We start from the raw sequence: 26,705 nt of genomic DNA on the forward strand, positions 1-26,705 counted from the left end.
GTTCCCCCGAACATCTGTTACCTGAGGATGCCACATCACTACGAGTCAGGCAGGCTGCAGAACCCGGCGTTGTCAGCCACCGTGACCGGCACGCCCTGCTTGGCCAGCCACTCCACGAGTTCGATCGACTCGCCGAACGCCTGGCTCGACTCGCACGCGAAGCGCAGGCTTCCCTCGTGCTCCGGCAGGTAGCTCTGCAACGAGGTTGGGCCGCCCGCGGACGCGGCAAGTTCCCGAGCAACGTCGACGAGGTCCTCCTCGCCGCCGCGCAGGTCCTGCATCGCCGAGACCGTGTACACGGCACCCGTTCTATCGTTCGGGCTGGAGTGCCACTCGAGCGAGACGTGACCGATGTGCCGCGACTCGTTCATGGGGACGAAGAGCTTGATGTTCGGGATGACCCGGCCAAACGTCTCCATAACCGCACCGGGCGGCAGCTCGCCGATGAGCCGCAGACCGGTGAGATCGACGATGGGCATGCCGACCGTGGCATCCGGAATCGCGGATATCTCAGCGAACGCGGCGGTGTACTCCGCGGTGATTCGCGGTGTGTCCTCCGGCGCTGTGATGATGCGGGAGAAGACCGCCCCGAACCCGCCGACGTCGAAGGTGAGGGATAGCGCAGGATCGACGAGCGCACGCACCTTCTGCCAGTACTCGAGCGCCTCGAGGAGCTGCTCGTCGGTGTCGGGGAATCGGTTCAGCCGCAGAGCCTCGCGTCCCTCGGCGACGATGATCACCTGGTGGTCGGTGGTCGCGAGCGGCCCGGACTCGACCGCTGCGCGCGCGAATGCACCCACGTCGACGAAACGCTCGAGATCGACCGTGCGCATGGTCACCCTGACCTCGATGCGATCGTCGGCGGCGGGATCGCCGTCGAGCTGGGATGGCCGGATGTCGACAGTCGCGGTATACACCCCGGGCACGGCCTCGAGGCGATTCTGCAGCGCGAGCAGTTCTGCGTCGGCCGCCTGCTCACGCTCGAAGTTCACGCGGGCGTCGCCATCGAAAGACATGCAGCCGGTCAGGAGCACCAGTACCAACGCGGCACCGAGCAGTTTCCTCATGCGCAGTAGCCTGCATTCTCCTCGGCGGTGACCGCCATTCCCAGGTCGCGTAGCGAGGCGACGAGCGTGAAGTCGTTCGGGTACGGGTATTCCGCAGGCTCGCAGTTGAAGCGCAGAAAGCCGGGTCGGGTGATGAGGTAGCTACGCACTGTGGTCGGGCCGACCGCCGACCTGGCGAGTTCGTCAACCACCTTCTCGAGGTCGCCCTCTCCCGTGTCGGTCTCCTGGATCGCGTGCACGGAGTAGACCGCCCCCGTCTTCTCGATCGGGGAGTAGCGCCACTCGAACAGCACATGGCCCTGGCGGCCGGGGTAGTAGTCGCGTGACAGGAGTCGGACGCTCGGGATGATCCGACCGAAGGTTTCCATCACCTCACGGGGCGGCAGCTCGCCGACGAGCCGGAAACCGGTGAGTTCGACGACGGGCATGCCGAGCGTGACATCCGGAATCTCGACTATCTCAGGGAACGCGGCGGTGTATGCCGCGGTGATCTCCGGGCTGTAAACCGGCGCTGTAATGATGCGGGAGTAGTCACCGCCGAAGCCCGGGTAGCCGATCGTGAGGGAGAGCGCGGGGTCTACGAGGGCGCGCACCGCGAACCAGTAGTCGAGGGCATCGAGCAGAAGCTGGTCGGTGAGCTCGAACTGGTTCATGCGCAGGGCCTCGCGCCCACCGGCCTGCACGATCAGCTCGTGGTGTGCAGCGGCGAGAGGGCCGGACCGCACGACCTCGCGCACGGCGGCGGCGACCTCGACCAGGCGATTCGTCTCCACTCGAGGCATGGTCACCCAGACGCCGAGGGAGTCCTTGTCGGTGGGAGATCCGTTCGCGTCGAGCAGGCCGCTCGCGGCCGTGATTCCGACAGTGGCGACTTCGACGCCGGGCATTCGCTCGAGGCGGTTCTGCAGCGCGAGCACGGCAGCCTTTTCCGCATGATGGCGCTCGAACGTTCGACGCGCCTCCGCGTCGAACATCGTGCAGCCGCTCAGCAGGAGCAGCACGGCGACCATGCCGACGAGCTTCCTCATGTCGAAAGAATACTTGCGGACCAAGGTTGAGCGGCATACCCTATCGTTTATCGTTGTTATCGATAATCGTTAGGAGTTGCTCATGACCGACCTCACCGGTCGCGGGTCCGCCGCGACACTCACCCGCGGCATCGTCTGGGTGATCTTCGGCATCGCCGTGCTGGCGGGGCTCGCGGGGCTGGCCTCCGGCATCGGCTCGATCGTCACCACCCTCTCGAGCGGGCAGCTCAGCACACTGCTCTCGGTGTCGCAGGGTCTTCCGGATGCGGCGAGCGCGGGAGAAGCGACCCTCGTGGCCGGCAGTTACGAAACCGCTCGCGTGCTGGTCGCCGACCTCACCCCCGCCGCCGTCATTGTGTCCACCATCGCCCGCGTCTTCGGCCTGCTCAGCCAGGTCGCCGTCGCCGCATCTTTCGCGCTGCTGTGCTGGTCGCTCGTGCGCGGAGTGCCGTTCCGCCGCAGCCTGAGCTTCACGATCACCCTCTCGGGCGGGATCGTGCTGATCGCCGGACTGGTCTCCGCGGGCCTCGGTGTGTTCTCGTCCTGGCTCATCGCCGAACAGCTGAACGGTGCCGATGAGTGGTGGCCGATCGCCGCCTCCACCGACCCCGGCTTCCTGCTCTTCGGATTCGGGCTCATGTTCGTGGGTCTCGCCTTCGACCACGGCGTGAAGCTGCAGCGCGAGACGGCGGGGCTCATCTAGTGGGCGACGAGGATCCCACCGGCATCGAGTGCCGCCTCGACGAGTTGCTATCCGAGCGCGGGATGACGTTGACCCGCCTCTCCGAGATCGTCGACGTGAGTGTGGTCAACCTGAGTGTCCTGAAGAATGACCGGGCACGCGCCATCCGGTTCTCGACTCTCCTTGCCATCTGCGAGGCACTCGACTGCGAGGTGGGCGACCTGCTGGTGCGCGCTCAGCTGTAGCTGACCACGACCATCGTGACGCCGGCCGTGATCTTGAGCACGCCGTCCACCGCCCAGAAGACGCGGAGGTCGACGGCCGGGAAACGCAGCCCGATGAGCGCGTTGATCATGCACGCGACGGCGAGCACCGCGCAGATGGGGCCGTGGCTCGCGCCCAGCACGAGGAAGTGGGCGCCGACGATGAACAGGATCCACATCCAGAAGGCGTGGGATGTGACATCCGGTACCTTGCGCAGCACGATGTTCACGAGCAGCATCTCGATGGCGAAGGCCGCGCCGAGAACCACCCACTGCCAGATCGCGGGATACGGCAGTCCCGCGAAGATCACCCTGGTCGCCCCGCCTACGGCCATCGCGGCGATGCCCAGGCCCGCCCCGACGATGAGCAGCACCAGCCGCCAGCGGCGACCACCGAACGCGCCGACCACGATGCCGAGGCCGATCAGGGCGAGGAAGGCACCGCCGCCGCGCATCAGCGGGAAGTACTCGGGCATGTTCGTGAACAGGTCCATGCGCACAGTCTGGGCTACAGCGCGGCACTTTGTCATCCGCGCGGGGGTGCGCCGGCGCACGCGGTTAGCAGAAGGGAGCGCGGATGATCCGCTACCGCTTCAGCCTCCGATAGGCGATGGCGGAGAGGGGCAGGAAGATCAGGGTGATGACGAGCGGCCCGACTATCGCGAGCGTGATCGAGTTCTCGCTGAACCAGTTCTGCGTGACACCGGTCGGGTTGCCGAAGAGCTGGCGGGCAGCGGTCGCCGTGGCCGAGATCGGGTTCCAGTCGGCGATCGGTGCGAGCCACGCAGGCATCGTCTCCGGAGCTACGAACACATTGGAGATGAAGCCGAGGGGCCAGACGAGCACCTGCACGGCGCTGGTCGCGCCGGCACCCCGCACGAACAGCCCGAGGAAGATCCCCACCCACAACAGCGCGAACCGCAGCCAGAGCAGCAGGGCGACAGCGGCAAGCGCGGAGAGCAGATCGCTCTCCACCCTCCAGCCGATGAGCAGCCCACCCACGATGAGCACGGCCAGGCTCAGCGCCGAGTAGAGCACGTCTGCCCCCGCGCGCCCACCGACCACCGCGGACGCCCCGATCGGCATCGAGCGGAAGCGGTCGGTCACACCCTTCTGGGCGTCATCAGACATGGCGGCCATGGTCGATTCGAGTCCGAACAGCATGGTGAGCGCGAACATCCCGGGCAGCAGAAAGGCGATGTAGGAGCCGCGGTCCGCACCGGGCACCTCGATCGCCCCCCCGAAAAGGAACGCGAACATCAGGAGGATCATGATGTTGAACACCACCCCGAAGATGGGCAGGGCGGGTTGCCGCACCCAGTGCAGCAGGTCCCGCTGAGTGATGATCCAGCTGTTGCGTATCGCGGTCATGCGTGTACCTCCGGTGCGGTCAGGGTCAGGAATACTTCGTCGAGTGTGGGGCGGCGCAGCGCGATGTCCTCGACCTCGATGCGCCGGGCGTCGAGTTCGCGCAGCGCTCCGACGAGGGCGGCCGATCCGCCGCGCGCGGGCACCGACACCTGCCGCTCGTCCGGGTCGATGCTGACCGGCCCATCGCCGACGCGATCGAGAATCGTGGATGCCTCGTGCACCCGTCCACCGTCGGTGACGACCACCACGAGCACGTCCCGGCCCACCTCGCGTTTCAGCTCGGCAGGGGCACCCTCGGCGATCACGGCGCCGGCGTTCATGACCGAGATGCGGCTTGCCAGCTGGTCGGCCTCATCGAGGTACTGGGTGGTGAGCAGCACGGTTGTGCCCTCGTCGCGAATGCGGCGCACCACCTCCCAAACCTCGTTGCGCCCGCGCGGGTCGAGCCCGGTCGTGGGCTCGTCGAGGAACAGCACGGCGGGCGTCTGGATCAGGCTCGCCGCGATGTCCAGCCGTCGCCTCATCCCGCCCGAATAGCCGGAGACCGGTTTGCGAGCCGCCTCGCTCAGGCCGAAGCGCTCGAGCAGTTCGTCGGCGCGTACCGTTGCCGCTCGGGTGCTGAGTCCATAGAGACGCCCGAACATCACCAGGTTCTGCCGCCCGCCGAGGATCTCGTCGACGGCCGCGCTCTGCCCAACGAGCCCGATGCGCTGGCGCACCTTCGCGCCCTGGCTGCGCACGTCGAAGCCGTCGATCGTCGCCGTTCCGTCGTCGTAGTCGACGAGGGTCGCGAGCGCTCGCACGGCCGTGCTCTTGCCCGCGCCGTTCGGCCCGAGCAGCCCGTGGATTGTTCCACGTTCGATAGCGAGATCGAAGCCGTCAAGCGCCGCGGTCGCGCCGTACCGTTTGTGCAATCCTGCCGCGACGAGTGCATGGTCGGTCATGCCGCCTCCTTAATCCGTACACTGTACGGGGTAGGCCGATCACATTACCGTACTTTGTACGAAATTTGTAGACTTGCCTCATGGCAATCGATTCCACGGGCGAGAGCGCGCGCGACAGAACCCTCGAACTGCTCTGGCGATCCGTGCTCGGCGACCCAACCGGAGCACGCGGCCCTCGGCAGAAGGTCACCGTCGACCAGGTCGTCGAGGCAGCCATCCAACTGGCCGATGACGAGGGGGTCGAAGCGATCTCGATGCGTCGCGTGGCCGAGCGCCTCGGCATCGGGGCGATGTCGCTCTACACCTACGTTGAGGGAAAGGCCGAGCTGCTCGACCTCATGATCGACAGCATCGTGCTTGGGATGCCCCGACTCGCCACCACCCACGACACCCTCCGGTCGCGCCTCGACGCCCTCGCGCGCGAAGACTGGGCTCACTACCTCAGCCACCCGTGGACCGTGCAGGTCGACACCTCACGTCCGCCGCTCGGCCCCGGAAGCTCGGGCCGCTACGAGTACCAGCTGCAGCTCGTCGACGGCCTCGGCCTGAGCGACCTCGACATGGATTCGATCATCACGATCGTCACGCAGTTCACGGCGGGAGCCGCGCGGGTCGCGATCGACGCGGATCGGGTGCGCGCGGCATCCACACAGAGCGATCTCGAATGGTGGGAGGCGAACCTGCCGGTGCTCGAGCGCGTCATGGGGCGCGACGACTACCCGCTCTCGGAGCGGGTCGGCACCGCGGTCGGCGAGCTTTTCCAGTCGCCGGGCAACCAGCACCACGCGTTCGAGTTCGGCCTGGCCCGGCTGCTCGACGGCATCGAGGCGTACGTCGAGACGCGTTAGTCGTCCGACTGGAGGGCGGCGAGCTTCGCGCGCTCCTCGGCCTCGATCTTGGCATAGGACTTGCGCTCGTTGCGGTCCGCGCGGATGATCGCCCACATCACGAACCAGAAGATCAGTCCGACGAGAATCGTGGGCGCAAGCGAGTACGCGGCGTTGGCCCAGAAGTTTTCGATCACGTCTACAGGATACGTCAGCGGGTGAACGTCATAACCGCGACCACTATCAGGATAGCGAGCAGCCCGACCGTCATGATCAGGCGCGAGGTGCGCCGATCCACGATCAGCCCTTCGAGAGCAGGCCGACGGCAGCGCTGATCAGGTAGTACACACCTATCCCGCCGACGACCACCCAGATCACGATGCGGCCGAACGAGATCTTCGGCTTGTCCTTCTCGTCGCCGGGCAGCTTCAGATCGCTCATGTCCACGAGTTTACCGGCCTAGAATTCGAGCGTGAGCAACCTCGAGAAGCATCCCATCGAGCAGGCACTGGATGACGCCCCCCTCACGCCCGCCCCCGTCACCATCCTCGAACCGCGGGACGTTCCCCTCGGCGGGCCGCGCGCGATGTCGGTTCGCCGCACACTGCCGCAGCGCTCCCGCTCCCTCATCGGCCCCTGGTGCTTCGTCGACCACTACGGCCCCGACCTCGTGGCCGAGAAGGGCGGCATGGTCGTGCCGCCGCATCCGCACACGGGTCTGCAGACGGTGAGCTGGCTGTTCGCCGGCGAGATCGAGCACCGCGACGGCGTCGGCAGCCACGCCATGGTGCGCCCGGGCGAGCTGAACCTCATGACGGCCGGCAGTGGCATCGCCCACTCGGAGGTCTCCACCGCGGCAACGACCGTGCTGCACGGCGCCCAGCTCTGGCTGGCGCTGCCCGACGACTCGCGTCACTCTGCACCCATGTTCGAGCATTACGTGCCCGAACCCGTCGCGTTCGGGGATGCCACGGTGCGGGTCTTCCTCGGATCCCTCGTCGGCAGCACGTCGACCGCCCACGCCTTCAGTCCGCTCGTCGGCGCGCAACTCGACCTGCCGGCCGGTGCCACGATCGACCTGCCCGTCGAATCCGGCTTCGAGCACGGGGTGCTGCTCGACGCGGGAGACCTGAGCGTCGACGGCGAGCCGCTGGCGCCCTCGCACCTCGCGTTTCTGGAGGCAGGGGCATCCACCATTCGCCTGCAGGCTGGTGCTCGGGATGCCCGGCTCCTGCTCATCGGAGGCGCACCGTTCGGCGAGCGCATCCTCATGTGGTGGAACTTCATCGGTCGCACGCACGAGGAGATCGTCGAGTACCGCGCCGACTGGCAGGCGGGGGCGTCGCGTTTCGCGCCGGTGCTCGGCTACGACGGGTCGCGGCTGCCGGCACCCGAGCTGCCCGGCGTCAGGCTGCGTCCCCGCGACTAGTGACCGCAGGTTGAGTAGCGCGGTGGAGCTTGGGGCAATCGCGCCAGCGATTGCGCGACCCCAGCGCCGAGGGAGCTCGCGACCGAGGGTCCGCGACGAAGGAGCGGCCGTATCGAAAACTCCGAGCTCAGGCGGTGACGGGGGTGCGACGGCGCCCGCGCACGATGAGCAGCACACCGGCGGCCATCGCGAGCAGGGCCACGAGGAGGGCGAGCAGCAGCGCCGAACCGTCGATGCCCGTGATCACGAGACCGGGGAACACGGGTCCGACCAGCGAGATGGCCCCGATCGCCCCGTTACCGAGAACCGTGAACCAGATGGTGCTGGTGATCGCGGCACCCGCCGGGGGCGTGATGACGAGGGCGACGCGGTGTGCGCCGGGGTCGATGCCCGCGGGCAGGGTGACCGTCACGTTGAGCAGCCCGTCGAGGCCGATGGTCCCGCTCGCGAGAACCACGGGAGCCGAGTGCAGCGTGACCTTCCAGGTCGAGCCCGGGATAAGGTCGGAACCGGTGAATGTCACCGTCGACGCCTCAGCCGGATCCCCGACGACCAGGTCGTGGGTCAGCTCGACGACAGGGGCACCGGTGCGGAAGACGTCGATCGTGTAGACCGTGGTCGTGTCATCCTGTGCGGTGACGGTCGTGGTGATCGTCGTCTCCCCCAGCGGCAGCGTGATCGCGGGCGAAGCCGCTCCGCTGGCCACGGGCACGCCGTTGACCTCGACGGTGGCCGTGGCATCCGTGACGGTTGGTGTGATCGTGATGGATGACGCCGCGGTCTCGAGCGCGTAGGCCGTTGTGGCCGGGGCGAACACCGGGTCGAGCGAGCCATTCGAGACCGCGAGCGCGCTCAGCGTGCTGGTGCTCGACTCGGGGCGCTCGACGCTGAGCGTGTAAGTCCGCGTTGTGCCGTCCTGGGCCGTCACGATCGTGGTGATCGTGGTGGTCCCGACGGCGAGCGCGATGGGGCCGGAGGGGCCGCCCGGGAGGACGGTTTGTCCGTTGACGGTGATCGTGGCAGTGGGATCAGCCCTCACCGGTGTCAGCGTGTACGTTGCCGTCGCGTTCGGCACGGAGGCCGAATAGGTCTGCTGGGCGGAGCTGAACGCCGGGCTCAGCGTGCCGGCCGAGACGCCGAGCGCAGACAGGAAGTTGTTGCTCGACGCGAGTCGCGTCACGGTCACGGTGTAGCTACGGGGCGATCCGTCCTGGGCCGTGACGGAGGTGACGATGAGGTTGGCGCCGACGTTGAGGTTGATCGAGTCGGAAGGGCTACCCGATGTGACGGTTACGCCGTTGACCTGCACGGTCGCAGCGGCATCGGCCAGGGTGGGCGTAACCGTCAGAGACGTCGCGCCGAATGGCACGGTTGTCGCATAGTTCTGCTGAGCGGCGGAGAACGCGGGACTGAGTGTGCCCTCAGAGAGCACGAGCGACGCCAGGTCATTGTCGGTCGAGATGGCTCGCGTGACGGTGATCGTGTACGTCTTCGTCGCGCCGTTCTGAGCCGTGACGACGGTGGTGAGAGTGTTCGATCCGGTGCTCAGTGCGATGGCGCCGCTCTGCGTTCCAGAAGTCACGGCAACTCCGTTTACGGTGACCGAGGCTGTGCCGACACTCACAGTCGGAGTGACTGTGATGGACGCCACAGCGCTGGCCACCGAGGCGACGTACGACGTCGTGCCCGGCGCGAATACAGGAGACAGCGAGCCGGCCGAGATCGACAGGGCCGTCAGATCGTTGTTGGATGACGCAGCGCGGGTCACCGTCACCGTATAGCTCTTGCTGGTCGTGCCATCCTGCGCGAGAACGGCAGTCGTGATCGTGTTGGACCCGACGGCAAGTGCGATGGCGCCTGAAGCGTTTCCGCTGGAGACTGCCACTCCGTTGACCGTCACGGAGGCTGCTGAGTCGCTCACCGTCGGGGTAACCGTCAACGACGTCGTCGCGTTGCTGACTGCCGCCGTGTACACGGTGGTGGCCGATGCAAAGGCCGGTGCGAGCGTTCCACTCGAGAGGCTGAGCGCCGACAGGCCGGCGTTGCTGGACCCCGCGCGCGTGACGGTGACTGTATACGACTGTGGAGTGCCGTTCTGTGCCGTGACCGTGCTCGTGATCACGTTCGATCCGATGGCAAGCGCGATGGCGCCCGAGGCGTTGCCGCTGGTTGTCGCAACACCATTCACCGTCACCGAGGACGTGGCATCCGCAACCGTTGGCGTGACCGTCAGGGATGTCGTGGCGTTGCCAACGCTGGCGGTGTACGAGGTGGAGCCCGAAGCGAACGCCGGTGACAGCGTGCCGCTCGAGAGTGACAGCGCTGACAGCTGGTTATTGGATGACGCAGCGCTCCGGGTCACGGTCGTCGTGTAGGTCTTCGTTGTGGTGCCGTCCTGCGCGGTGACGACCGTCGTGATGGTGTTCGACCCCACTGCGAGTGCGATCGCGCCTGATGCGCTGCCGCTGGTGACGGAAACGCCATTCACCGTGATGGATGCAGTCGAGTCAGCTCGTGTCGGCGTCACGGTGAGAGAGGTCCTGGTGAACGGCACGGTCGCCGTGTAGCTGGTTGTGGCTGCCGCGAAGGCGGGGCTGAGGGTGCCAGCCGACAGCGCGAGTGCGGACAGGTTGGCGTTGCTCGACGGGGGCGCGGCTCGCGTGACGGTCGTCGTGTAGGTCTTCGTGGTCACGCCATCGAGTGCCGTGACGATCGTGGTGATGGTGTTCGCCCCGACTGCGAGCGCTATAGCTCCGGATGCCGCTCCACTCGCTACGGAAACACCGTTGACGGTGACCGTTGCGCCGGGTGTCGTCGCCGTGGGGGTGACGGTGGTGGACGTTGTGGAGTTCGATACGCTGACGCCGTACGCGGTCAACGCGGGTGAGAAGCCGGGCGTGATAGCTCCGGCGGAGAGCGCCAGGCCCGACAGGTCGGCCTGCTGGGGAGAATCGGCGACGACGAAGTCGTTGAAGCCTTCCTGCCACAACTTGCCTTCGAAACCGTCGCCACCCGAAGAGGAGACGCGCACTTCGTCGACGTAACTGAAGCCGGACGGAAGGGTAAAGGTGAACGGATTCCCGGTGGGGGCCGCGTAGAACTGGACGGCCGCGCCCGTCGGCACGCCGTTGCGATACGCAGCCGCGGTGTAGGTGCTGCCCAAGAGGGCGGCGTCCTGCATCCTGAAGCTCGTGAGCTGGAACGGCACATCGCCTACAGACTCGAAGATCAGAGAACTCGTCTGATCGAGATTCGTCAACATCACGCCGCTGCTACTCGTGAGGTCGTACGCCTGCGATCCGGTCGCGGGTGTTGTGCCCGACGACGTGAAGAATGCGCGATAAGTAACGCCGGGAATGTTTGACGCACTGAGCGCCAGGTTGTCATCGGTGAAATAGGGGCTGATGTTGGTGCCGTCGGCAAGGTCGGACCGGGCGCTCACGGTACCCGCCACAGTCGCCGCAGACGCGGAGACCGCCGTCAGCCCGACGGACGCGAGAGCCAGCGTGGAGGCTACAACCAGGGCAAGCGCACCGCGCAACGAAAGGGCTCTCATTCGCGAGAGCTTATCTCGTTTTTACTTCACGAGAGGGAACAATATGGTCTCGCGGATACCGAGGCCGGTGATCGCCATCAGCAGGCGGTCGATGCCCATTCCCATGCCGCCGGTCGGGGGCATTCCGTGCTCGAGGGCGCGCAGGAACTCCTCGTCGAGCGGCATCGCCTCGACATCACCCTTGCCCGCGAGCTTCGCCTGCGCGACGAAACGCTCGCGCTGAACGACCGGGTCGACGAGCTCGGAGTATCCCGTGGCAAGTTCGAAGCCGCGGATGTACAGGTCCCACTTCTCCACGACGCCCTCGATGGAACGGTGCGCGCGCACGAGCGGTGAGGTGTCGACGGGGAAGTCCATCACGAAGGTAGGGCGCACCAGGTCGACCTTCACGTAGTGCTCCCACAGCTCCTCGACGAGCTTGCCGTGGGTGGGCAGGTGCACCTCGACGCCCGCGGTCGCGGCGTAGCCGAGCAGGTCCTCGACGGGAGTCTGAGGCGTGATCGACAGACCAGCGGCGGCGTTCAGCGAGTCGTACATCGAGATGCGGTCCCACTCGCCGCCGAGGTCGTACTCGGTGCCGTCGGCCCAGGTGACGATCGTGTCGCCGGAGACCGCGATGGCCGCCTTCTGCACGAGCTCCTGGGTGAGGTCGGCCATCTGGTTGTAGTCGCCGTAGGCCTGGTAGGCCTCGAGCATCGCGAACTCCGGCGAGTGGGTGGTGTCGGCACCCTCGTTGCGGAAGTTGCGGTTGATCTCGTAGACCCGGTCGATTCCGCCGACGACGGCACGCTTCAGGTACAGCTCGGGTGCGATGCGCAGGAACAGCTCGGTGTCGAACGCATTCGAGTGGGTGGAGAACGGGCGAGCGGATGCGCCCCCGTGCATCACCTGCAGCATGGGGGTCTCGACCTCGAGGTACTCGTGGCTGGTGAAGGTGGAGCGCAGTGATGCGTTGACCGCGGCGCGGGCACGCACGGTGAAGCGGGCCTGCTCGCGCACGATGAGGTCGAGGTAGCGGCTGCGCACGCGACCCTCGTCGCTGAGCTCGGTGTGCAGGTTCGGCAGCGGCAGGATCGCCTTGGACGCGATGGCCCAGTCCTTGACCATGACCGACAGCTCGCCGCGACGGCTCGAGATGACTTCGCCGGAGACGAAGACGTGATCGCCCAGGTCGACAAGCGCCTTCCAGTTGTCGAGCGACTCCTCGCCGACCTCGGCGAGGGAGACCATGACCTGGAGGCGCTGGCCGTCGCCGGCCTGAAGCGACGCGAAGCAGAGCTTGCCACCGATGCGCGAGTGCACAACACGACCCGCGAGGCCGACCGTCACGCCCGTGGCGGTGTCCGTCTCGATGTCAGCGTAGGTGGAGCGCACATCGGAGATCGTCGTCGTGATCGGCACGCCCACCGGGTACGCACCGACGCCCGACTCGATCAGCCGTTCGCGCTTACCGAGTCGAACGGCCTTCTGCTCGCTGATCTCTTCGGCGCTCAGTTCTTCTGGCTGGTCCTGCTCGGTCATGGCTGTACTCCCGCTGGTATCGACGTTCCATGGTACCGGCGCGCCTCACGCCGGGTGGACGCCGGAGCGGAGCCGGGACATCCCGTCGCGCAGTCGCGTCTTGATCGTGCCGAGCGGAACACCGAGCATCGCGGCGATCTCGGTGTGGGTGTGGCCCGCGTACGAGAGGGTGATCGCCTCGCGCTGCACGGCGGGCAGCGTGGCGAGTGCGCGCTCGACGAGCTGGTGGCGTTCGAGCTGCTCGATCGACTCGAGGGTGTTGTCGAACTCCGGCATGGCCTCACGGTGACCGATCCGCTCGTCGCGATCGCGGGATGACTGCTCGGCGCGCACCCGGTCGATCGAACGGTGCCGGGCGAGGGTCAGCAGGTAACCGGTGCCCCCGCCCTTCGCGGCGTTGAAGCGGTTGGCGTTCTGCCAGAGCTCAAGAAAGACGTCCTGCGTCACCTCCTCGGCGATCGAACGATCGATGAGAATGCGCACGGCGAGCCCGAGCACACGCGGCGAGTATTCGTCATACAGCGCGGCGAAGGCCCACTGGTCGCCGGCGGCGACGCCCTCGAGCAGTTCGGTTGCGCGGTCGGTTGCGGTTGTCGTGCGAGATCGGGTGGTTCGGGATGCGCGTGCCATCGGCACGGGTACAGCAATAGACATGGAAGAACTCCTGAGGTGAGTGGTGTGTACGGGCCGTTTTGGGCGCGCAACAGCGCCCACGGCCTCACTCAGTCAGGGGTCGTGTCAGATGCGAAGGTTGGTGCTCCGGGCGGCGAGAAGCCTGCCGGGCTGAATTGTGTGCTGGATGCAACCGGCCCAAGAACCCCGAAACCGCCGAGATCCCCGACCACTCCGCCGGCGCCCCCGGAGGACCCGAGTGCGGGGCCGGGCGTCAGCGTGGAATCGCCGGGCGCAGCTGGCGCCTCGGCAGGGGTGGCGTGATCATCGGCGGGCGCGGCACCGGCAGGTGCTTCGACCGGGACTACGGCTGCGACGGCTGCGGGTTCGACGGCGACCGGCTTCGAGCTCACAACCGCGGGAGCGGCGTCGAGCACGGGCTCCACTGCCGGTTCCACCACGGGAACCACAGTTTTGACAACGACCTTCTCGACAATGCGCTCTACCACAGCAACCGGCTTGGCGACGACGCGATCCACCACCGCGACGGGCTTCTCGGTGACCGCGTTAACGGCGGACCCGAGGGAGGAGTCGGCGGGCAGCACGGTGTCGAGCACACCCTGCACGAGGCCGGGCTCGGCGGCATCATCCGCTCGCGCAGACGAGGAGCCGAAGATCAGGGAGGCGAGCAGGAACACGAGTCCGAGCGCAGCACCGAGGGCCAGGCGGAGCAGCAGTGCGGCTCCGGGCGTCGCGTGGGCTCGGGTTTCCATCCCTCCGACCCTAAAAGGTGAGACTGAGGAGCGGGGCGAGAACCCAGCCGATTAACGGGTTAGCCCTTGGCGGCAAGGTCGAGCCAGGCGCGCAGCCAGTCGGGGATGTGCGCGTCATCCCGGGGGAATCTGGCCAGGTCGTCTTCGAACAGCCATGGGTTGAGCTTCCCATCGGCGGGCGGCTCTTCGGTGTAGTTGAAGCTGGTGGACGCCCGTCCGTCGGGGGTGATCAACATCGCCATCGAGAACCAGGTGCCGTTGCCCTCCCGATACATATCGGCACGCAGTTCGCGATCCGGAAGATCGTGCGGCGGAGTACTGCGCACAACACTGCCGTCGACCCGGGTCACCAGCACCTCAGATTCCGCGTATCCGGTGAAGTGAGTGGCTTTGTAGGCGAGCGCCTTCCACGGGGAAGGGACGGAATTGAGTACTTTCTGGGCGATGGCCTCGACGAGCTCGCCCTGGCGCTCGAGAGCCATCGTTAGCCACCCAGCCGGATGCGCTCGTTGTCGATGAGCCGGGTCTCGCCGACGCGGGCCGCGATGAGCACGGTCGCGGGTCCGCGGTAGTCGTCATCCACCGGTTGGAAGGTCGACGGCTTGACGACCGCGAAGTAGTCGAGGGTGACGAGCGGCTCCCCCATCAGCACCGATTGTGCGGCGGCGATGACCGAATCGATGCCGCGGTCGGCGCTCGACTCAGCGGCTTCGAGCGCCTGCGAGAGCACACGGGCCGCCCGACGCTCGCGGTCATCGAGAAAGCGATTGCGGCTCGAGCGGGCCAGGCCGTCATCCTCTCGCACCGTCTCGACGACCTCAACCGTGACCGGCAGGTTGAGGTCGGTGACCATGCGCGATACAAGGAAGACCTGCTGGGCGTCCTTCTGCCCGAACAGCACAAACTGCGGGCGCACAATGTTCAGCAGCTTCGCGACAACGGTGAGCACGCCGTCGAAGTGGCCCGGGCGCGAGCGGCCCTCGAACAGTGTCGCGACGCCACCTGCCCGCACCGTGGTCTGAATCGGCGTGGTCGGGTAGAGCTCGGCGGCAGTCGGCGCGAAGACGTAGTTCACGCCGAGGGTGGCGAGCAGGTCGAGGTCATCCTCGAAGGTGCGCGGGTACTTGTCGAGGTCTTCGCCCTCGCCGAACTGCAGCGGGTTGACGAAGATCGAGACGACGACGGTCTCGGCGACCTCGCGAGCGCGCTCGACCAGAGCGAGGTGGCCGTCGTGCAGCGCGCCCATGGTCGGAACGAGGGCAAGGGATGACGCTCCCGCAAGTGCATCACGTACTTCGGCGATGGTCTCGAGTACAACGGGGCGTGCGGGGGTGCTGTTCACGTTCGGTCCTGACGGTGTTCGGGCCGGGTCTACGGCGCCGAGTCGATGATATCGCCCAGCTCATCGAGCACCGCTCCGGGCGAGGCCGCGGAGAGTGCGTTCTCCACGGACGACCGCACCAGGGGCGCGAGCACCCGCCCAGGCGACTCGACACCGAGCTCGGTGAGTATGCCGATCGACTGGTTCACAATCGCGGCCGAGAAGCTCATGGCGGTGGCGATCGCCTCGGCGTAGTCGGCTCGGTCGCCCTCGGCGATCATCACGGGCTCCGCACCCATCTCGACGACGAGCGCCTGACCGATCGGCTGCACGGCGGTGGGGGCGGTCACCGCGCAGTAGCTGTCGCGCAGGCGGGAGAGATCGAGGCTTGTGCCGGTGAATGCCATCGCGGGATGCACGGCGAGCGGTATCGCCCCGGCCGCGGTCGCCGGCGCGAGTACGGACACCCCGAACCCGGGTGCCGTGTGCAGCACAAGCTGCCCGGGCTGCCAGGCTCCTGTTGCCGCGAGTCCCGACACGAGTTTCTCGAGTTCGGTATCCGGAACGGCGAGGATCACGAGCTCGCTGCGCTCGATGATCTGCGGTACGTCGAGGATCGGCACGCCGGGCAGCATGGCCTCGGCGCGGTCGCGGCTCGACTCGGAGACGGCCGAGATGCCGACGATGGCGTGGCCGGCGCCCGCGAGCGCGGCACCGAGCACGGGCCCGACCCTGCCGGCTCCGATGATGCCGACGCCGAGGCGGCCGGAACGTTGCGGGGTCACGCGAGGGCCTCGCCGCTGCGCCAGCGGTGGCTCGTGTCAGTGCTCGAGGAACTGACCGCGGCCGCGGAGACGATCTCGAAGAAGTCGACGGCAGCGACGCGGTCGACGGCGCCGAGCGAGGCCGTGACAGGTCCGGCGACGGTGTGCACACGCAGCGCGCCGAGGCCGAGGCGGCGCAGGAGCGGCCCGTCTTCGAGGGCGACGCTCTGGATGCGCGCGGTCGGCACGACGATGAGCTCGCGCCAGACGCGTCCCTTGCGCAGCAGCACGGAGGACGGGCTCAGCGCGTAGCCGTTGCGTCGCCACGAGAACCAGCGGATCGGGGCCGCTCGCTTCGGGGAGTTCACAAAGCCGTCGTCGCCACCGGGCGAGACCAGGCCGCGGTGGAGGAGCTGCGCGTCTCTCTCTGAAGTCATGTCAGGCAGGATCAGCGCGAGCACCTGCATCACGTCGTGGATGTGGCCGACCGGCAGGATCGTGGTGTTCTCCTGGCCGGCGGCGCCCTTGGCGGACGACTTGGACGCGCGGGTGATCTTGATCTCCCACCAGCCGAACGGACGCCAGAGCAGCGGCTGGCTCACGAGCACCGAGTGGATGCGACCGGGCGGCAGGGTTTCATTGCTCGTCGAGAGCAGGCCGAAGCCGACGCGCACGCCATCCGGGGTGCCGGCGATCGAGTAGCGCAGCGAGCGTGTGAAGCGACGGTAGTAGAAGCTCGCCATGCCCAGCACGGCCGGGATCGCGCCACCGAGGTAGAACAGCTCACCCGTGAGTGAGACAACGATGAAGCCCGCGATGATGAACCCGATCAGGAAGATCGTTGTGCCACTCAGTACGAGCGAACCGATGAGACGGCCGAGGTGCATCTTCACGACCGACTGCGCGGCCAGCTGCTCGGCGTTCAGTTCGGGGGCGAGCAGTTCGGCGACCCGCTGCTCGACGAGGGATCCGGTCGGGCCGACGACCGTCTCGGTGGCCGCCTCGACCTTGGTGCCCGAGGCGAGCCGCAGCACCTCACGCCGCAGCTCATCGGCCGCGGCGGAGCCCAGGTACTCGAGCTGCACGTTAGCGTCATCGCCGGCGACGTTGACCTCGAGCTTGGCGGTGCCGAACAGCCGGGCGAGGAAGGGGCGCGTGATATTGATGCCCTGGATGCGGTCGAGGCGCCCACGACGATTCGTGCGAAACAGGATGCCGCTGCGCACCTCGACCACCTCATCGGTGATGCGGAACGTGTGCATGCGCCACGACAGGTAGAACCCCCCGATGAAGATCAGCAGGCCGCCGATGATCACCCCGATCGCGAGCAGCAGGAAGTCGCTCTCCACGAGCCAGACCAGCGGGTCGCCCTCGCCGTTCCCGACCCCGAGGAAGCGATCGATGAGCACCTCGCGGGCCTGGTACACGAAGTACCCGAGGATCGCGACGAGCGCGATACCACCTTTGAGCAAGGGGGTGAGCGGGTGCATCCGGTGCCACTCACCGTCGGTGTAGCGGCCCTCGGGTACTCGCTCTTCGACAGCGCGGGTCACAGTCCGGCCCTGCGGCTCTCGGCCAGGGCGACGAGCGTGTCTCTCAACTCCTCGGCGTCCTGCGCCGGCAGGCCCGGGATGACGACACCGGACGCCGCCGCAGCCGTCACGAATTTCAGCTCGCTCAGGCCGAGCGCGCGCGCGAGCGGTCCGCGGTTGATGTCGACGAGCTGCATACGACCGAAGGGCACGGCGACGATGCGCTGGTACATGATGCCGCGACGGAAGAGCAGGTCGTCTTCCCGCAGCTGGTAGCCGATGGATCGCACGCGTCGCGGGGTGAGCACGATCGTGAGCAGGAAGATGATGCCGAGCGCGACGAGGGCGGCCCAGGCCCACGGCTGCGAGATCCACCACGCGATGAAGAATCCGGGCACCAGCACCATCAGCGCGAAGATGATGTAGCCGATCACGTCCACAACAACGTACTTCGGGGAGACGCGGCGCCAGTCGATCCCGGTGATCTCGAGCGGTTCGGTCATCATCAGTCCTTGCCGGTTGCCGTGCTGGTGGGATCGTCGCCCTGCGGGGGCAGCGTGCACATCTTCTCGGCGACGAGACCCGCGATCAGCAGGACGATGGCGCAGGCCGCGGCCGCGATCGTTGTCGCGACCGAGCCTACCGCCGGCACAATCGAGCGGCTCAGAACGAAGCCGAGAACGGCGAGTGTGCCGCCCGCGAGGAGCGCTCCCGCAAGGCTCGACGCCTTCGCGAGCAGCACTACACGGGTGGCGTAGAAGGGGTCGACGGCCTTGCGAGCCGTGCCGCGCACCACCCGGAAGACGGGCAGCGCCATGCCGACGATGATGATCGCGATCAGCACGAGGGCGATCGACAGGGTCGCCGGCGGGATCGCGATCGCCCGGCCCATGGCGACCATCGCGGTCTCGAGCAGCCAGCCGGCGGCTGCGCCGAATCCGGCGAGCAGGAACAGCACGGGTGCGCGGGTGGGTTTCACAGCAGGGGCTCCGCCGGGTAGGGCCGCACCGTGTCGCCGGTCGCGGCGAGCAGGTCGGCGACGCCCTCGCCCGCGAGCTTCGCCTGAGGGGCGACCTCGAGCCACGGGGCGAGCACGAAGGCACGCTGCGCGGCGCGCGGGTGCGGAAGGGTCAGTCGGTCGCTCTCGAGCGTGAGTCCGCCCCAGCTCACGATGTCGATGTCGAGCGTGCGATCCCCCCAGCGTTCCGAGCGGGTGCGACCGTGCTCGAGCTCGATCGCCGATGTGGCGTCGAGTAGCTGCTCGGGGGCCAGCCGCGTGCGGATGGTGAGGATCGCGTTCAGGTAGGCCGGGGCATCCTCATCGACGCCGTCGGGCTTCAGGGCGGGCGTCTCGACCAGTCCGGATGCGGCGACGGCTCGCACCCCGGACAGCGCCGAGATCGCGGCGACCGCATCGCGGATCGTCTCCTCGCGGTCGCCGAGGTTGCTGCCCAGGGAGAGGACGACGGGCAACTCCACCGTGAGGCGCTCGGCGCGGATCACACGTGCCCGCGCACGATCGTGACCGAGACGTCGGCGAAGGGCACATTGATCGGAGCACTCGGCTTGTGCACGGTGACCTCGACGATCTTCGCCGGCTCGTGCGCGAGCACCAGCTGCGCGACACGTTCGGCGACCGTCTCGATCAGGTCGACCGGGTCGCGCTCGACGGCGCCCACGATCTCCTCGGCGAGTTCGCCGTAGTGGATGGTCTGCGCGAGATCATCGGTCGCGGCGGCCTCCTGCAACTGAAGGTGCACCGTGACGTCGATGATGAACACCTGGCCGGTGCGGCGCTCCTCAGCGAGCACACCGTGGAAGGCGTTGGCGCGCAGGCCGGTGAGGGTGATGCGGTCGAAGGGGTTCACGAACGGGCGCCCTCCCACGCGGACCACACGTCGAGGGCGAATTTTGTGCCCTTCACGTCGTGCACACGAACGCCCCAGACCCCCGCCTGCGCCGCGAGCGCGCTCACGATAGCGGTTGCACCGTCGCGATCGGCGGCCGGGGCATCCTCGGGCAGAAGCTCGCCGAGAAACCGCTTGCGCGAGACGCCGACGAGCACGGGGCAGCCGAGGGTCACGAGCGCATCGAGGTGGCCGAGCACGCTCCAGTTCTGGGCGGCGTTCTTCGAGAACCCGATGCCTGGATCGATGATGATCTTCTCGGGCGCGACCCCCCAGACGATGAGCTCGGCGACGCGCGCCTTCAACTCGGAGCGCACGTCGGTCACGACGTCGCCGTAGACGGCGTGCGTATGCATCTCATCGCTCGGTGCACGCCAGTGCATGGCGACGTAGCTCGCGCCGGTGGCTGCGATGGTGCGGTACATCTCGGGGTCGGCGAGGCCGCCCGAGACATCGTTAACGATCTCGGCGCCCGCCTCGACGGCTGCCTTCGCAGTCGACGCGCGCATCGTGTCGACACTGACCCGGATGCCCCTGCTCGCCAGCTCCGTGATGACGGGCAGCACCCGCTCGAGTTCCTCGCCTTCGGGCACCCTCTCGGCCCCGGGGCGGGTGGACTCGCCACCCACGTCGATCAGGTCGGCGCCGGCCTCGACCAGGGCAACGGCGTGCGCAACGGCGGCTTCGAGCTCGTTGTGCTCCCCGCCGTCACTGAACGAGTCCGGCGTGACGTTCAGGATGCCCATGATGAGCGGACGCTGCCGGGCGGCGCGAGCGCCCACCCGTACGAGTGCGTTAGACACCTGCTCCTCCGTCCTGCGGCATCCCCCCGATGAGGGCGAGCACGCCGGAGCGGGCAACAGGATCGGCGAGGGTTCCGCGTGAAGCCATGGTGACAGTCGAACTACGTGCCTGTCGAGCACCGCGCGCCGAGACACAGCCGTGCACGGCATCGAGCACCACGAGCACACCCTGCGGGGCGAGACCCGTCTCGAGGGCGTCGGCGATCTCCTCGGTCAGGCGCTCCTGCAACTGCGGGCGGGACGCGAGGGTCTCCACGACCTTCGGCAGCCGGCCGAGGCCGACGACCTTCTTCGCCGGCACGTAGGCGACGTGCGCCATGCCGATGAACGGAAGCAGGTGGTGCTCGCAGATCGAGCGGAACTCGATATCCCGCAGCAGCACGAGCTCGCCGCGCTGGTCCGACTCGAGTTCGAGGGTCTCCTCGAGGTGGATCAGGGGGTCGACGCCGAGGCCCGCGAAGAAGTCACCGTAGGCCTGAGCGACCCGCTGGGGAGTCGTTGCAAGGCCCGGGCGCGCGACATCCTCACCAATGGCGGAAAGGATCTCGGCGACGGCCGCCTCAATGCGTGCTGTGTCGATGGGCATATTCGGGTCAGGCGGTCGCGATACCGGGGGACTTGCGCGGTCGCGGCTTCTTCGGCGTCACGGGAGGCTCGGAGGCCACACCGCCGTCGACGGCTTCCGGGTCGATCGGCAGCTTGCCGGGAACCTTGACCGGCGGGCGGGCCGACACCGGACGCGTGTCGCTCGAGAGCCACTGCGGGCGCTCGGGCAGCTTCGTGACCTTGGTGAAGATCTCGGCCAGCTGGTTGTGGTCGAGCGTCTCCTTCTCGAGAAGCTCGGTCGCGAGCTGGTCAAGGATGTCGCGGTTCTCGTTGAGCACCTGCCAGGCCTCGTCGTGCGCCTGGTCGATGAGCGCGCGCACCTCGGCGTCGATCGTGCGGGCGACATCGTCGGAGTAGTCCCGGCCGTTGCCCATGTCCCGGCCCATAAAGGGCTCGCCCGCTGCGGTACCGAGCTTGACCGAGCCGACGAGCGCGCTCATGCCGTACTCGGTGACCATACGACGCGCGATCGACGTGGCCTTCTCGATGTCGTTGGATGCGCCGGTCGTCGGGTCGTGGAAGACGATCTCCTCGGCGACGCGGCCGCCCATGGCGTAGGCAAGCTGGTCGAGCAGCTCGTTACGGGTGACCGAGTACTTGTCCTCGAGCGGCAGCACCATCGTGTAGCCGAGCGCGCGACCGCGGGGAAGGATCGTGACCTTTGTGACCGGGTCGGTGTTGCGCATGCTCGCCGCGGCGAGGGCGTGACCACCCTCGTGGTACGCGGTGATGAGCTTCTCTTTGTCGTTCATCAGGCGCGTGCGGCGCTGCGGTCCGGCCATGACGCGGTCAACGGCCTCGTCGAGGGCGCGGTTGTCGATGAGCTGGGCGTTGCTGCGCGCGGTGAGCAGCGCGGCCTCGTTGAGCACGTTCGCAAGGTCGGCACCCGTGAATCCGGGGGTCTTGCGCGCCAGCACCTCGAGGTCGACGCCCTTCGCGAGCGGCTTGCCCTTGCCGTGCACCTCGAGGATCTTCTTGCGACCCTGCAGGTCGGGGGAATCGACGCCGATCTGGCGATCGAAACGGCCGGGGCGCAGAAGCGCCGGGTCGAGCACATCGGGTCGGTTCGTCGCAGCGATGAGGATGACGTTTGCATTCGCATCGAACCCGTCCATCTCGACCAGCAGCTGGTTGAGGGTCTGCTCGCGCTCGTCGTTACCGCCACCGATACCGGCACCGCGGTGACGACCGACGGCGTCGATCTCATCGATGAAGATGATGGCCGGGGCGTTCGACTTGGCCTGCTCGAACAGGTCGCGCACGCGGCTTGCGCCGACTCCCACGAACATCTCGACGAAGTCGGAACCGGAGATCGTGTAGAACGGCACACCCGCCTCACCGGCGACGGCCTTGGCGAGCAGGGTCTTGCCGGTTCCGGGAGGGCCGTACAGCAGCACGCCCTTCGGGATGCGCGCACCGACGGCCAGGAACTTCGCGGGCTCCTTGAGGAAGTCCTTGATCTCCTCGAGCTCCTCGATGGCCTCGTCCGCGCCGGCGACGTCGGCGAAGGTGACCTGCGGGCTCTCCTTGCCGACCAGCTTCGCCTTCGACTTGCCGAACTGCATGACCTTGTTGCCGCCGCCCTGCATACGACCGATCAGGAAATAGAAGATGACACCGAGGATGAGGAAGGGAAGCAGGATGCCGAGGAGCGAGCCGAAGAAGTTGGCCTGCGGCACCTCGTCTTTGTAGTCCTTGAGCTTCGCGGCGTTGATGGCCTCGACGACCTCGGCGCCACGCGGCGTGACGTAATAGAAGCGCACGAGCTTTCCGTTGTCGCCGTCGGCCTTGCTGAGTTCGAGGTCGACCCGCTGCTCACCGTCGACCATCTTGGCCGAGGTGACGGTGGAACCTTCGAGGAGGGCGAGGCCGTCCTTGACCGAGATCTCCTTGTATCCGGCAGCGCCGAACGCGAGGGAGAGACCGACGACCACAATGAGGATCGCGACCGAGATATAGACGAACGGGCCGCGAAAAATGCGCTTGAAATCCATGATGTTCCGGGCAACGGCTGCCCAGCACCTTCCTGCTCAGAAACGTTCTGCAAGGTTACCGTTATGGCGCTGGATGCTCACTGCATGTTCGCCTGAGGCGCACTTGCCCTGCGCGGGGTCGGGCTAGGCGTAGACGTGGGGGGCGAGCACCGCGATGCCGCGCAGGTTGCGGTACTTCTCCGCGTAGTCCAGCCCGTAGCCGACGACGAAGGCGTTCGGGATGTCGAAACCCGCGTATTTGACGTCGACCTCGACCTTCGCGGCATCCGGCTTACGAAGCAGCGCACAGATCTCGACGGACTCGGCGCCACGGCTCTCGAGGTTGGCGCGGAGCCACGACAGCGTGAGGCCCGAGTCGATGATGTCCTCGACGATGAGCACCTTGCGGCCCTCGAGGTCGGAGTCGAGGTCCTTGAGGATGCGCACCACACCCGAGGACTGCGTGCCGGCGCCGTAGGAGGAGACGGCCATCCAGTCCATCTCCAGGGGAAGCTTGAGTTCGCGGGCGAGGTCCGCCATGACCATGACCGCACCGCGCAGCACGCCGACCAGCAGCAGCTTCTCGCCGGCGTAGTCAGCCTCGATCTGGCGCGCCATCTCGGCGATCTTCGCGTGGATCTCGTCCTGTGTGAACAGGATGTCGGTGAGGTCCGACTCGACGTCGCTGAATTCCATGGGGGTTCCGATCAGTGTTCGAGGATGGGATCGTGGCCGGTGAGTTCACCGACGCCCGTCGCGTGGAAGACGATCCGCCCGCCGCGTCTCTCCACTTTAACCCCCGGCACGTCGAGCGATTTCTGCCCGTGCCAGTCGGTGACCAGCCGGGAGATCTCGAGCGTCTGCGCGCGACTCAGCGACAGGTGGAACTCGCTCGCGACAACGAAGCGGATGAGCCGCTGCCGCAGCGCGGGCGGCTGTGCAGCGAGGGCCTTCACGGGGAGGGCGATGCCGGCCTCCACGATCTCCGCGAAATCCTCGGCCATCTCCTCGGCGAAGTGGTCGAGGGCGTCCGCGTCCTCCCGCAGTTGCCCGGCGGTGCGGGCGAGTGCCTCGGCAATGCCGGGGCCGAGCTCTGCCTCGAGCACCGGCAGCACGGCGTGCCGCACGCGAACACGGGTGAAGGCCTCGTCGTCATTCTGCGGATCGTTCCACACCTCGAGTTCACTGTCGACGCAGAACTGCTCCGTCATCGAGCGCCGGATGCCGAGCAGCGGCCGGTGGTACAGCCCCGCCTCGGCGGGCATGCCCTGCAGGCTCGTGGCGCCGCTCCCCCGCGCGAGACCGAGCAGCACCGTCTCGGCCTGGTCGTCGAGGGTATGGCCGAGGAGCACGGCCGCGGCATCCAGTTCGTCCGCGACGGCGGCGAGAGCCGCGTAGCGGGCGTCGCGGGCGGCGGACTCCGGCCCTCCGCCTGTTCCGACCGTGACCGTGCGCACGAGAACCGGCGCGAGCCCCAGTAGTCGGGCCTGCTGCGCGGCGGCGGCCGCGACATCCGCCGAGCCCTGCTGCAGCCCGTGGTCGACGATCACCGCACCGGCCTTGACCCCGGCCCGGGGCGCCTCGAAGGCGGTGGCCGCGGCAAGGGCGAGCGAGTCGGGGCCGCCGGACAAGGCGACGAGGATGAGACCGTCGGCCGGGAGCGCCGCGCGCACCGCCCGGCGCACGTCGGCGATGGCGGGCGTGAGGCGGGGGCGACGGTCGGGGTCCATCCGATAACGTTATTGCAGCTAACCCACGAACAAGGAGCACTGTTATGGCCGCCTACGACGCCGTCATCGAAATCCCCAAGGGATCTCGCAACAAGTACGAGGTCGACCACGAGACCGGGCGGGTCTACCTCGACCGCGTGCTCTTCACGACCTTCGTCTACCCCACCGACTACGGCTACTTCGAGAACACCCTCGGCCTCGACGGCGACCCCGTCGACGTTCTTGTGCTGCTCGACTACCCGCTCTTCCCGGGCGTCGGCGTCTCGGTCCGCCCCGTCGCCGTTTTCAACATGACGGATGACGGTGGCTCAGATGCCAAGGTCATCGCCGTTCCGGCCAAGGACCCGCGCTGGTCGCACATCCAGGACATCAACGACATCCCGGAGTTCACCCGCAAGGAGATCGAGCACTTCTTCGAGCACTACAAGGACCTCGAGCCCGGCAAGTGGGTCAAGACCGAGGGATGGGGCGACGCCGCCGAGGCCGAGCAGATCATCATCGACGGTATCGAGAAGCTCAAGGTCGAGGGTCACTGACCTTCGCTGACTTTCCCCGAACGGCCCGTGTGCACTCGTGCAGACGGGCCGTTTGTGGCAAGTGGAGGGGGATCAGCCGAGTCGGATGCCCTGGTTGCGCATAAACGGCACCGGGTTCGTGACGAGGCCGTTGATACGCACGCCGAAGTGCAGGTGGCAGCCGGTGGCGATACCCGTTGCGCCAGCCTTGGCGATGAGTGCGCCGACACCGATGGACTGGCCGGAGCGCACCTTGATGCCGCCGTTCATGATGTGGCCGTATTCAGTCTCGACCCCGCCACCGTGGCTGATGCGGATGTACTGCCCGTAGACGCCGTTGTAGCCGGCGTAGACGACCGTGCCCGAGTGGGCCGCGTAGATGTTGCCGCCACAGCCCGCACCGAGGTCGGTGCCCAGGTGGTAGCCGCTCGGGTTGACGCGGTAACCGAAGTTGCTGGTGATGCGGCCGCCGGAAGGCTTTGCCCACCCCGACCCGCTGATCTCGCCGGCGCCGATGCTGGCCGCCGCCTTGTCGCGTTCGCGGACGCCGGCGAGGTAGTCCTTCTCGGTGACCTTGCGACGGCCCTCGAGCACCTTGAGCTGTGCGGCGAGGAGGGTCTGGCGGGTCTGCTGCTCCTCGAACGCGGCGGCGGCGGCGATCGCTGCCTCCTGCGCTACGGCGTAGGCCTTCTCGGCGGCGATCTTGAGTTCTTCGAGCAGCTCGCGCGCGATGTCGGCCTGGTCGGTCAGCGACTGCGCCGAGTTCTGGTCTTCAATCGCCTTCTCGTAGATACCGGACGTCTGCTCGGTGAACTGGTCGGCCATGCCGTAGCTGTAGAGGAGGTCATCCGCGTCGCCCGCATTCATGAACAGGTTGGTGGAGACGTCGCCACTTCCCGAGCGGTACTGGCCGGCGATCATCTCACCCGCGCGGCGCTTGGATTCGGCGGCGAGCACCTTGGCCTCGTCGGCCTGGGTCTGCAGCTCCTTCGCCTTGAGCGCTGCCTCCTGGTACTTCGCGTCGGCGATCGAGTACAACTCGCCCTTCGCCTCGGCGTCCTTCGCGGTGCGCTCGACCTCGACGGCGAGTGCGGAGATGAGCGCCTTGATGCGCTTGATCTCGGCCTTGGTGGCGTTCTCGCTCTTGCGCGCCTTCACGACGTCGCTCCATGAGGGGTAGTCCTTGGCGTAGGCGGCCTCGGCTCCCGACAGCACGCCTGTGGCGACCAGAACCAAGGCACAGGCCATTGCGATGGCACGGATGCCGCGGCTCACGCCACCCGCTGTGCGGCGCTCGACGCCCCCGATTGTGCTGCTCATGATTCCCCAAGACTGTGATGGTGTGGATCGTTTATAACGTTCGTCACACTGGCAACATCGTCAACAATAACAACAGCCAGTGGCTTTGCAAGAAGGGATGTGCGCGTGCCGCATCCCGACAAAGCTTCAATGTCAGATTGAACCTACCCGGCAAGGGTTAC

At 67.3% G+C, this 26,705-nt stretch carries 30 protein-coding genes; 5 read left to right on the top strand and 25 right to left on the bottom strand.

Annotated features, from left to right (window positions below):
• Positions 1-38: 38 nt before the first annotated feature.
• Positions 39-1,067, bottom strand: a complete 1,029-nt coding sequence (locus tag EYE40_RS11380; protein WP_130982060.1) for a hypothetical protein — start codon at positions 1,065-1,067, stop codon at positions 39-41.
• Positions 1,064-2,095 carry a hypothetical protein gene (locus tag EYE40_RS11385; protein WP_130982061.1) on the bottom strand — a complete coding sequence of 344 codons (1,032 nt, stop codon included), beginning with the start codon at positions 2,093-2,095 and terminating at the stop codon, positions 1,064-1,066. Before EYE40_RS11385 ends, EYE40_RS11380 begins: the two co-directional genes overlap by 4 nt.
• A gap of 82 nt (positions 2,096-2,177) precedes the next feature.
• Here EYE40_RS11385 and EYE40_RS11390 point away from each other — a divergent pair, with 82 nt between their 5' ends.
• Together EYE40_RS11390 and EYE40_RS11395 are read left to right on the top strand one after the other, a co-directional pair.
• Entirely contained in the window at positions 2,178-2,798 is a 621-nt protein-coding gene (locus EYE40_RS11390) for a hypothetical protein (RefSeq protein ID WP_130982062.1), read from the top strand.
• Positions 2,798-3,022, top strand: a complete 225-nt coding sequence (locus EYE40_RS11395) for a helix-turn-helix domain-containing protein (RefSeq protein ID WP_130982063.1) — start codon at positions 2,798-2,800, stop codon at positions 3,020-3,022. The genes EYE40_RS11390 and EYE40_RS11395 overlap by 1 nt, the downstream gene beginning before the upstream one ends.
• On the opposite strand, the gene EYE40_RS11400 is transcribed toward EYE40_RS11395, so the two are convergent.
• From EYE40_RS11400 to EYE40_RS11410, 3 genes are all read right to left on the bottom strand, one after another.
• The gene (locus EYE40_RS11400) at positions 3,013-3,534 is read right to left on the bottom strand and encodes a DUF6609 family protein (RefSeq protein ID WP_130982064.1); all 522 of its coding nucleotides are present in this window, start codon (positions 3,532-3,534) and stop codon (positions 3,013-3,015) included. The genes EYE40_RS11395 and EYE40_RS11400 overlap by 10 nt on opposite strands.
• Before the next feature lie 91 nt (positions 3,535-3,625).
• Positions 3,626-4,411 (bottom strand): ABC transporter permease, encoded by a 786-nt coding sequence (locus tag EYE40_RS11405; RefSeq protein WP_130982065.1) that lies wholly within the window; start codon positions 4,409-4,411, stop codon positions 3,626-3,628.
• On the bottom strand, positions 4,408-5,355 hold the full coding sequence (locus tag EYE40_RS11410) for an ATP-binding cassette domain-containing protein (RefSeq protein WP_130982066.1): 948 nt from the start codon (positions 5,353-5,355) through the stop codon (positions 4,408-4,410). The genes EYE40_RS11405 and EYE40_RS11410 overlap by 4 nt, the downstream gene beginning before the upstream one ends.
• An 80-nt stretch (positions 5,356-5,435) precedes the next feature.
• Between EYE40_RS11410 and EYE40_RS11415 the strand changes: the two genes are divergently transcribed.
• The gene (locus EYE40_RS11415; protein WP_130982067.1) at positions 5,436-6,203 is read left to right on the top strand and encodes a TetR/AcrR family transcriptional regulator; all 768 of its coding nucleotides are present in this window, start codon (positions 5,436-5,438) and stop codon (positions 6,201-6,203) included.
• Here the strand turns inward: EYE40_RS11415 and EYE40_RS15510 are convergent.
• Both EYE40_RS15510 and EYE40_RS15400 read right to left on the bottom strand, forming a co-directional pair.
• The gene (locus tag EYE40_RS15510) at positions 6,200-6,379 is read right to left on the bottom strand and encodes a hypothetical protein (RefSeq protein WP_130982068.1); all 180 of its coding nucleotides are present in this window, start codon (positions 6,377-6,379) and stop codon (positions 6,200-6,202) included. The two genes, EYE40_RS11415 and EYE40_RS15510, sit on opposite strands and share 4 nt — an antisense overlap.
• Positions 6,380-6,482: 103 nt before the next feature.
• Positions 6,483-6,623 (bottom strand): hypothetical protein, encoded by a 141-nt coding sequence (locus EYE40_RS15400; protein ID WP_154071861.1) that lies wholly within the window; start codon positions 6,621-6,623, stop codon positions 6,483-6,485.
• Between the two features lie 31 nt (positions 6,624-6,654).
• Here EYE40_RS15400 and EYE40_RS11425 point away from each other — a divergent pair, with 31 nt between their 5' ends.
• On the top strand, positions 6,655-7,611 hold the full coding sequence (locus tag EYE40_RS11425; RefSeq protein ID WP_130982069.1) for a pirin family protein: 957 nt from the start codon (positions 6,655-6,657) through the stop codon (positions 7,609-7,611).
• Between the two features lie 127 nt (positions 7,612-7,738).
• Here EYE40_RS11425 and EYE40_RS11430 read toward each other — a convergent pair whose 3' ends face one another.
• From EYE40_RS11430 to tilS, 17 genes are all read right to left on the bottom strand, one after another.
• The gene (locus EYE40_RS11430; protein WP_130982070.1) at positions 7,739-11,167 is read right to left on the bottom strand and encodes a beta strand repeat-containing protein; all 3,429 of its coding nucleotides are present in this window, start codon (positions 11,165-11,167) and stop codon (positions 7,739-7,741) included.
• 21 nt (positions 11,168-11,188) lie between these two features.
• Positions 11,189-12,688: a lysine--tRNA ligase gene (gene lysS, locus EYE40_RS11435; RefSeq protein ID WP_130982071.1), complete on the bottom strand. Its 1,500-nt coding sequence runs from the start codon at positions 12,686-12,688 to the stop codon at positions 11,189-11,191.
• Positions 12,689-12,733: 45 nt separating this feature from the next.
• Positions 12,734-13,342, bottom strand: a complete 609-nt coding sequence (locus tag EYE40_RS11440; protein WP_240034799.1) for a sigma-70 family RNA polymerase sigma factor — start codon at positions 13,340-13,342, stop codon at positions 12,734-12,736.
• Positions 13,343-13,410: 68 nt separating this feature from the next.
• A complete protein-coding gene (locus EYE40_RS11445; RefSeq protein WP_130982072.1) occupies positions 13,411-14,073 on the bottom strand; it encodes a hypothetical protein in 663 nt (220 codons plus the stop codon).
• A 59-nt stretch (positions 14,074-14,132) separates the two neighbouring features.
• Entirely contained in the window at positions 14,133-14,555 is a 423-nt protein-coding gene (locus EYE40_RS11450) for a hypothetical protein (protein ID WP_130982073.1), read from the bottom strand.
• 2 nt (positions 14,556-14,557) lie between these two features.
• Positions 14,558-15,415: a pantoate--beta-alanine ligase gene (gene panC / locus EYE40_RS11455; RefSeq protein ID WP_130982074.1), complete on the bottom strand. Its 858-nt coding sequence runs from the start codon at positions 15,413-15,415 to the stop codon at positions 14,558-14,560.
• A gap of 29 nt (positions 15,416-15,444) precedes the next feature.
• Positions 15,445-16,179 (bottom strand): Rossmann-like and DUF2520 domain-containing protein, encoded by a 735-nt coding sequence (locus EYE40_RS11460; RefSeq protein WP_130982075.1) that lies wholly within the window; start codon positions 16,177-16,179, stop codon positions 15,445-15,447.
• A complete protein-coding gene (locus EYE40_RS11465) occupies positions 16,176-17,711 on the bottom strand; it encodes a PH domain-containing protein (RefSeq protein ID WP_240034800.1) in 1,536 nt (511 codons plus the stop codon). The genes EYE40_RS11460 and EYE40_RS11465 overlap by 4 nt, the downstream gene beginning before the upstream one ends.
• Positions 17,708-18,193, bottom strand: coding sequence for a PH domain-containing protein (locus EYE40_RS11470; protein ID WP_130982076.1), 486 nt, complete (start codon positions 18,191-18,193; stop codon positions 17,708-17,710). Before EYE40_RS11470 ends, EYE40_RS11465 begins: the two co-directional genes overlap by 4 nt.
• A gap of 2 nt (positions 18,194-18,195) precedes the next feature.
• Positions 18,196-18,669 carry a DUF3180 domain-containing protein gene (locus EYE40_RS11475; RefSeq protein WP_130982077.1) on the bottom strand — a complete coding sequence of 158 codons (474 nt, stop codon included), beginning with the start codon at positions 18,667-18,669 and terminating at the stop codon, positions 18,196-18,198.
• Positions 18,666-19,193, bottom strand: coding sequence for a 2-amino-4-hydroxy-6-hydroxymethyldihydropteridine diphosphokinase (gene folK, locus EYE40_RS11480; protein ID WP_130982078.1), 528 nt, complete (start codon positions 19,191-19,193; stop codon positions 18,666-18,668). Before folK ends, EYE40_RS11475 begins: the two co-directional genes overlap by 4 nt.
• Positions 19,190-19,558, bottom strand: a complete 369-nt coding sequence (folB, locus tag EYE40_RS11485; RefSeq protein WP_130982079.1) for a dihydroneopterin aldolase — start codon at positions 19,556-19,558, stop codon at positions 19,190-19,192. The genes folK and folB overlap by 4 nt, the downstream gene beginning before the upstream one ends.
• Positions 19,555-20,343 carry a dihydropteroate synthase gene (gene folP / locus EYE40_RS11490; protein ID WP_130982900.1) on the bottom strand — a complete coding sequence of 263 codons (789 nt, stop codon included), beginning with the start codon at positions 20,341-20,343 and terminating at the stop codon, positions 19,555-19,557. Before folP ends, folB begins: the two co-directional genes overlap by 4 nt.
• 49 nt (positions 20,344-20,392) lie before the next feature.
• Entirely contained in the window at positions 20,393-20,986 is a 594-nt protein-coding gene (gene folE / locus EYE40_RS11495; protein WP_130982080.1) for a GTP cyclohydrolase I FolE, read from the bottom strand.
• Positions 20,987-20,993: 7 nt separating this feature from the next.
• Positions 20,994-23,000 (bottom strand): ATP-dependent zinc metalloprotease FtsH, encoded by a 2,007-nt coding sequence (gene ftsH / locus EYE40_RS11500; protein ID WP_130982081.1) that lies wholly within the window; start codon positions 22,998-23,000, stop codon positions 20,994-20,996.
• A gap of 123 nt (positions 23,001-23,123) precedes the next feature.
• Positions 23,124-23,675, bottom strand: coding sequence for a hypoxanthine phosphoribosyltransferase (hpt, locus tag EYE40_RS11505; protein WP_130982082.1), 552 nt, complete (start codon positions 23,673-23,675; stop codon positions 23,124-23,126).
• 11 nt (positions 23,676-23,686) lie between these two features.
• A complete protein-coding gene (gene tilS, locus EYE40_RS11510) occupies positions 23,687-24,709 on the bottom strand; it encodes a tRNA lysidine(34) synthetase TilS (RefSeq protein ID WP_130982083.1) in 1,023 nt (340 codons plus the stop codon).
• A 44-nt stretch (positions 24,710-24,753) separates the two neighbouring features.
• Between tilS and ppa the strand changes: the two genes are divergently transcribed.
• Positions 24,754-25,245: an inorganic diphosphatase gene (gene ppa / locus EYE40_RS11515; RefSeq protein ID WP_130982084.1), complete on the top strand. Its 492-nt coding sequence runs from the start codon at positions 24,754-24,756 to the stop codon at positions 25,243-25,245.
• Positions 25,246-25,317: 72 nt separating this feature from the next.
• Here the strand turns inward: ppa and EYE40_RS11520 are convergent, their stop codons facing one another.
• A complete protein-coding gene (locus tag EYE40_RS11520; protein WP_130982085.1) occupies positions 25,318-26,544 on the bottom strand; it encodes a M23 family metallopeptidase in 1,227 nt (408 codons plus the stop codon).
• Positions 26,545-26,705: the final 161 nt, after the last annotated feature.

Source organism: Glaciihabitans arcticus (assembly GCF_004310685.1).
GTDB classification, from domain to species: Bacteria; Actinomycetota; Actinomycetes; order Actinomycetales; family Microbacteriaceae; genus Conyzicola; species Conyzicola arctica.